General features: G+C 47.5%; 5 protein-coding genes. All 5 read right to left on the reverse strand.

All coding sequences use genetic code 11. The features are described from left to right. Positions 1-18: 18 nt before the first annotated feature. Entirely contained in the window at positions 19-837 is an 819-nt protein-coding gene (locus AMJAP_RS15430; protein ID WP_019622554.1) for an efflux RND transporter periplasmic adaptor subunit, read from the reverse strand. Further along, positions 837-2,819 (reverse strand): preprotein translocase subunit SecA, encoded by a 1,983-nt coding sequence (locus AMJAP_RS15435; protein ID WP_019622553.1) that lies wholly within the window; start codon positions 2,817-2,819, stop codon positions 837-839. The genes AMJAP_RS15430 and AMJAP_RS15435 overlap by 1 nt, the downstream gene beginning before the upstream one ends. Next, positions 2,819-5,023: a site-2 protease family protein gene (locus tag AMJAP_RS15440; RefSeq protein ID WP_019622552.1), complete on the reverse strand. Its 2,205-nt coding sequence runs from the start codon at positions 5,021-5,023 to the stop codon at positions 2,819-2,821. The genes AMJAP_RS15435 and AMJAP_RS15440 overlap by 1 nt, the downstream gene beginning before the upstream one ends. Beyond that, a complete protein-coding gene (locus tag AMJAP_RS15445) occupies positions 4,966-6,792 on the reverse strand; it encodes an efflux RND transporter periplasmic adaptor subunit (RefSeq protein WP_019622551.1) in 1,827 nt (608 codons plus the stop codon). Before AMJAP_RS15445 ends, AMJAP_RS15440 begins: the two co-directional genes overlap by 58 nt. A 72-nt stretch (positions 6,793-6,864) precedes the next feature. Then, positions 6,865-7,185 (reverse strand): DUF3467 domain-containing protein, encoded by a 321-nt coding sequence (locus AMJAP_RS15450; protein WP_019622550.1) that lies wholly within the window; start codon positions 7,183-7,185, stop codon positions 6,865-6,867. Positions 7,186-7,200 lie beyond the last annotated feature (15 nt).

A 7,200-nucleotide genomic window follows, 5' to 3' on the forward strand; every position in this document is an offset into this window, starting at 1 on the left:
TACCACCGCAATAATTTATTACCCCTTAAGATCAAAACGAATACTACATTTCAAACCAGCAGGAAGCAGGTAAGCAGGATTAGGAAGCGTCAGGCGAACACCAAAGGTTCCACTAGCGGCATCCAGTACACGATCAACAATAACGACTTTCGCCTGGTGCTGGCTCTCTAAGGGCTCTTCCAGCGTCACTTCAGCGACATTTCCCTCAATAATTTCACCGAAATAGCGAGCAGGGACTACCGCTTCTATGTACAAAGGATTAAGTTGAGCCACCTGAAGAATTGGTTCCTCTCCGACATATTCTCCCGGGTCAAGGAAGGTATCCACTACGACTCCATCGATAGGACTACGGATAGTTTTCTGATCCAACATCGCTTTTGTCTGAGTCACTTCAAAACCATAGAGGCGATTATTGATGATAATCTCGTCTTTTTCTTGTTCAGAAATCAGGTTGCGCTCGTATAATTCAGTATTACGTTTGATCGTACGACGCCCGTACTCAGCCTGAGCTTGTTTCAGTTTGAGTGTTGCCTGCTCAACCTTTGAACGAAGCTTTACCAGCACTTCTCCCTTTTTTACAAAATCTCCCCGCTGAACCATCACCCGATCAATAACTCCCACCACAGAACTGGCAATACTCGTATCCACACTCGGTGCCAAAAGGCAGTCGGTAGCCGGTAATAGCTCTCCCTTGTGTATACCTTCCTGACTCTCCTGACTGGCACTCCCCGGGCTCAAATCCAGCGGCATTGTTAGCAATCTTTCCGCTTCAGAATCGGTAACAGCGAAAGCATTAGCTGAAAATAATACGGCTATCAGGATTAAGTGTCTGATCATTAATCTACGGTTCCTGCAAAGGCTAAAAGTTCTTTCTGTTTGTGATCATACTCAAGGGTTGACTGTCTTGCCAGATAGTTCTGCCGCTCTATGAACTGCTGCTCTGCCCGCAATACACTCAGCGCTGTCTTCTGACCTGCTGTCGACGTTATCCCTAAGCTACGACAGGTTGGTAAGAGGCTCTTAGCCCGGAGTGATCGGATCGGCTGATCCTCCAGACTCAGCAGCATTTCAAAGCTTCCGGGATCACCCTGACGGGCACAACGCCCCGCCAGCTGCCGATCAACCCGACTTGATTCATAATGTTCTGTCAGAATCACATGCAAGCCTCCCACTTCTTTTACGGAGGGTGATAGCTTAATATCAGTGCCCCGGCCGGCCATATTGGTCGCAACCGTAATTCGGCCGGACTGACCCGCTTCTGCCACTATATCAGCCTCCTCTTTATCTTGCTTCGCACTCAAAACCTTATGCGCAAGACCTGACTGTTTCAGGTATTCACTGGCAACTTCAGACTCCGCAACTGATGCAGTGCCTATCAAAACCGCCCGACCCTGCGTCACTAACTCCCGGCACCGCTCCGCTACCGCTTCCCAGCGCGCACTATTCTCATTAAAAACACGGGATATAAACTGAATCCGAAGCTCTTTTTTATGAGGTTTTACCGGAGTGACTGCAAGCTGATAAACTCCCCAAAGCTCATCTCTGACTTCCCAGGCAGTGCCTGTCATACCCGAAATATGCAGATAACGACGAAAAAAATTCTGATAGCTGATTCTAGCCAGAGTGATACGTTGTTCTGTTAACTCACACTCTTCCTTTAGCTCGACCATTTGATGCAAGCCTTTCTCCCAGGAACGGCCTTCCATTACCCGGCCAGACAACGGATCTATCAATTCCACTTTTCCTTCCCGCACCAGATAGTCTTTATCTAACTGATAGACAAAACGGGCCAACAAGGCTTTATGGATGATTTCCTCGCGACGTATCGAACCTTTCCAAAGTGGTCCAAGCTCATGACTCAGAATTTGAAGCCTTTTACGCCCCTGCTCGGTAAGGTCAACCTCACGCCGATCACTATTCACCAGGTAATCAGTTTCTTCGTTGAGCTCAAAAGAAAGTGCCCAGGCCGTTTCAATAAACGCCTGCTCCTCTTCATTACCCTGAGAACCGGAAATAATCAGAGGGGTACGAGACTCATCAATCAACACTGAATCGGCTTCATCCACAAGTGCAAAATGCAGCCCTCGCAGTTGCAGCTGTGACTCTACCCGGGTGCTATGCAGTGATGCCATTTGCATTCTGATTGGTTGTTTGTGCGTCAGTTTCATCTGATCACGGAGATAATCAAACACCAGTTCTTTACCGGTGATATACACAATGTCACTCTGATACGCCGTGCGGCGCCCGGCCAGATCTATCTCATGGGTAATAACCCCTAAAGATAGTCCAAAAGACTGATAAAGCGGCTGCATTTCTTCAGCATCTCGCCCCGTCAGATAATCATTTACCGTTATTACATGGACAGGTAAACCTGCTAAAGCAGCAGAAATAACTGGCAACACCGCTGTCAGCGTTTTACCTTCTCCGGTTTTCATCTCTGCGATGCGTCCCTGCACCATGATCAAGCCACCTATTAACTGGCTATCAAAGTGACGCATACCTAGTATTCGACCAGACATCTCACGGATGATAGCAAACTGTTCTGCCAGTAAGCGGTCCTCAAATCCTTGTTGTCGAATCAAATCTCCCAACGCTCTGGCTCTGTGCAGCAACTCAGTATCGGGCCACGACTTAATCTCTTTACTTTGCAGCCTAACCGACCGTAAAAAGCGTTTCTGACGCAGCTTCATCCGCCACGGATTCAACTCAAAGTGCCCCACTAGGCGCCGTTGAAACCGTTCCAGCCAGTCAAGTTTCACTACCGGCCGTTCAGGCCTGTGGCGATAATCCGCCGGCGCATGATTAGCGGTCCTAATCATCAGAATTCCAACTCTCGTAATAACGTACGACGAATCTGACGATATATCCGAAAGCCAATAGGCTCGGGCGTGTGTTCAAAGCGGACATATACTCGCTCACCAATGCGCGACACTGGCAGGTTTTTCACCTGGATATCAAACAGGAATACCGGATCAAAAGCCTCTGGCCGGTCCTGTGATGCTGGATCAAGCGCAAACTGCCCTCCTCCATCGACTGATAACGCTGCGCTGGGCAGCTCTTTCTGCGCACTGGGAATTTCACCTACAAGCGAGGCTTCAATTGTGTCATCAAGGTTTTCAGATACTTTAACCGTGACTCCCTGCAAATCATTACGTACGGCTGCTACCTCATTCTGCCCCACCACAGCCCGAACCCGATAATCTCCCGGTTGAAGCAAATAACCGATCAATGTGCCACGAGGAATATACCGACTGTGTGGATCAACCGGCATCGCTAACTGAAATACACCATCGGCGGGACTATTCATTACCAATGCACGCTTCTCTTCTAACGCACGCGCTAACTCAGCCCTGGATTGCCGTATTTCTTCCTGAATAATACCCGCTTCGTTCTGGCGAGCACCCGCAACGGCTGTACGGTAATGAACCAACAGCTCCTTAATCCGGCCTGCCGTTTTATTCAATTGGGATTCAAGTTCTTGATTAGTACTGACTAAGAGAGGCTGACCCGCCTGCACCTCTGTTCCGGAAGAGACTTTAAGCTCTTCCAGAAAACCATTGCTACCCGCCATTAATCGTGACGACTCTGGTGCCCAGAACACACCATGAGCAAGCGTCATTCGCGGTACCGGTATAGCAAACAGTATTACTCCGACAAACCCCGTCACGACCACAGTCACAAGCGCCGACCGTCCTCTTTTTTGTACCATATTTCGATCCACAAAAAGATATTTAATTATGTTAAACAGTGGTTTAACAAACATATTATAAAGGGAGAGCATCGCCAGAAGCACACCGATAAAAAAAAGTTCGCTAGCCACAAACAGCACAATACTGATGGTAATAAATATGCGATAAATGAAACTAGTAATCGAATATATCAATAGCCAGCGAGCTTCTCCCCTGGTGTAAGCTGGTGACTCTTCATGTTCCTGGCCGAGTAAGTATCTTTTACACAGGTACGCGACCTGGCGGTTACCTCGTGATGCCAAATTGGGGATTTCAAGAAAATCAGCCAAAACATAATAAGCATCAAACCTAAGCAACGGGTTACCGTTAAAAAGCAGCGTTGAGACACCCGCAATTAACACAGTGTTAAATGCCAGACTTCGCACCAGACCAGGCTCTGAATAGACCCAAACAGCCATGGCTACAGCCGCGATAAAGGCCTCAACGGCAATACCTGCGGCCGCTACCATCATACGTGGATACTTACTACGAAAGGCCGCTGACGAGGATGCATCAACATAGGGAATCGGCATGAAAATAAGGAACATCACACCCATTTCATGTACCTCACCACCCCAGCGTTTCAAAGCATAGGCATGACCAAATTCATGTATCAGCTTCACAACAGGATATACAAGCCAGATTAAAAATAGGTTTTCAGTCGCAAACACCCGATCCGCCAGGTTATTAGTCAGTTCGTCCCAGTGATACCCTGCCTGCATCAGCGCCCAACCAATACACCAGAGCCATATTAGTCCGGTAAAAGGATTGAATAGCCAACGACTTATACCTGCAGTGCGATTCAAAAAAGGTTCAGGATCAATAAGCGGTATCTTAACTGCCAGAGGTGACTTCACCATCGCCAGCATTTTAGTTCGTCTGTCTTTTGCCCGTCGCTCCGCCGCTTCTGTAATATCAGGAATCACATCCGTCTGTATCAAATCGACACGATAAAGTTGAGATAACAGCTGAATAACTTCATCTTGTGAGGGCATATCGTCCCCCAGCTGATCTCCGGCACTGTGCCAAATTTTATCCAAATCCCGTTGACCATCCATCAAACCAATCAATGCATAAGCTTGTGGTGTAAAACGGTGATAACGGCCACTGGCATCATCCTGAATAACATACCAGACATCACCACGGTAAATATGGCGATTTATTTCAACATGTGAGCGCAAACGGGGTTTTACAGTAGCAACCCGATGCCAAAAGGGGCTAAAAAGCGAAGCTGACATCAGGGAATCCAGGCCCAAAGCTTCAGTTTCACCCACTGTATCAATGGATAGGTCCATATCCAGATCAAGCGCCTGTCATCCACTTCAACTTTAGCAACGCCCCCCATTCCCGGCCGTAACCTGGGTGAGGGGTTTAGCAGGTCAGCTTCAACCCGAAAATAATTACCGCCATCCCTTGCTTCTGTTACGGGTGTTACCCGGCTAAGAACGAAATTAAAACTTTGTTCTGGCAATGAATTAAGCACCAATTTCCCTTGCTGTCCTTCGGTGATATCCAGCATTCTATGTTCATCAATCCAGAGAATAATCCGATAGTTATCCAGCGGCGCTACTTCAAAAAGAACTTCACCCTGCCCAACAGAACTACCTAATCGCTGGCTAAGATCGCCACTAACAACCAAGCCATCAAAGGGAGCCTTCAATCGAGTTCGCTGTAATTTACTTTCAACCAGTTCCAACTCAGCCTGACTCTGTTCCAACTGCGCTTGCAGCACTTTGGCCTCAGCCCGGTCCCGTTGAGCAACCGCTTCTTCATATTGTCGTTGCAGCTTTGCTTGCTGACTCAGATAACCCAATCTTTCAAGCGTCAGATCCCGATCATCCAATCGGCTCATCTCTTCACCGAAACGCACTCTATCACCTGCTTTCGCTTGCGCATCTTCGAGGTAACCATCAAAAGGAGCCACAACCGCTCTGCGCACCTCGCCTTCTAGCTGACTATCAGCAGCCACTCGATAGGTGCCAACTGCAAAGGTAAAAAACAAGCAAATTAACGCAAAACCTATCAAGAGTAATTTACGCCCCAGGTAACCTGCTCCGAATAACCGTCCCAGCTGGGTTCGTGTAGACCGATACAGGTGCTGATACCAACTACTATCTTGCTTTTCTTTATTTCTTAATACTTCACTTGAGAGCGCAACCACACTGCCAATACGACCAACTTCGTCTTCATCAAAAGATTGTCCGACCGCTCGTTCAAGGGTCACTGCACCAAAATAATCATCTCCGCTATGTAGCGGAATGGTAAGAATATTGCCGTTGCCACCGGATTGAGAAAATTGAGCATGCTCACGCAGTACTAACTGGCTTTCGCCAACGCTGGTAAAGTTATAATTGATTACTCCACGTTGCAGAATTGCCTCATCCATAACGCCAGAAAGACGTCTTATGAGATTCATTTTCTTCCCGAATTGAGCGCTGTGAGACAGCGCGACCACTTCAGTCTGGCGACTTTTAGTTAAACCAAAACTCACCCTGTCACACGCAAAGGCAGCGGCTAATTCATTCACAAAACGTAATGCGGAAGGCTGAAATTTTTCTTCGCCCAGCACTCCCGATAACAGATCTACAGCACCAGACAAGCGATCAAATTGTTCACTTTGTTCCTTGCCTTGCTGTCGTCTCACCAACAGCTCAATCCAGGCACTGCCCCATTGAATCTGCTCCATCACTTCTGGCAAGACTATATTGGGCACATTAAGCGTTAAGGCGACGACACCGACTAACTGATCATCAAGTCGGATCGGAAAGGCCACCCCATAACTACCAGAGGCCAACGAGTGAACCAAGCCCGCAGCTTCCTCTAATCCCTCTTCAATCAGCGCAGTAAATTCATCATCAGGCTGGCTTTTTTCAGGCCACACCGCTGTAGGTAAAAAACCCGCGTCACCACTTTCCAGTACCAATGCAGCCATAGTGACGCCGCCAATACGGGTACACATCAATTCTAGCCAATACTGACAATAATCGTTATAGCTCTCAGCACTACTAAACTGCACCCATGCCTGACGTAACTGGTCGTTATTTGATTCAGAATCTAGCTGCATGAAATCGGCTTTTTATAAGTTATAGAAACAATTATGCCCGGCTAAACCGGGCATAACATGAGAAACACAAAATTAATGGCTTCCGGCCTTAGCCGCTGCCTCTGTTTCAGGGTTTCCCTGGCCGATCTCTCCGAAACGTTCTTCGTACTGAGACAGGACATTGTTTAGCAGATTTGCCATCCGCTTAGCTGCATAAGGGTTCAAGATGACTCTATCAGATAGCTCAATAGTCAATTGCTTCTGTTGCGCATTCCAAGCCTGGTTGAGACCAAATAACAAAGTAATCTCTTCCTGGGTGCTGGAAACATTGCATACATTAGCATAGGTACTCTTCATTTTAGAATCGTCCCAACGAATAGTTGGACCTTGTACCTTTTTCTCTTTATCTGCCATTTCAATTCCTTACTG

Source organism: Amphritea japonica ATCC BAA-1530 (assembly GCF_016592435.1).
Lineage (GTDB): Bacteria > Pseudomonadota > Gammaproteobacteria > Pseudomonadales > Balneatricaceae > Amphritea > Amphritea japonica.

What these genes read in the sequence shown, in the direction of transcription:
- AMJAP_RS15450 (WP_019622550.1), bottom strand. Translation starts at nt 7,185, where the DNA reads ATGGCAGATAAAGAGAAAAAGGTACAAGGTCCAACTATTCGTTGGGAC.
- AMJAP_RS15435 (WP_019622553.1), bottom strand. Translation starts at nt 2,819, where the DNA reads ATGATTAGGACCGCTAATCATGCGCCGGCGGATTATCGCCACAGGCCT.
- AMJAP_RS15440 (WP_019622552.1), bottom strand. Translation starts at nt 5,023, where the DNA reads ATGGACCTATCCATTGATACAGTGGGTGAAACTGAAGCTTTGGGCCTG.
- AMJAP_RS15430 (WP_019622554.1), bottom strand. Translation starts at nt 837, where the DNA reads ATGATCAGACACTTAATCCTGATAGCCGTATTATTTTCAGCTAATGCT.
- AMJAP_RS15445 (WP_019622551.1), bottom strand. Translation starts at nt 6,792, where the DNA reads ATGCAGCTAGATTCTGAATCAAATAACGACCAGTTACGTCAGGCATGG.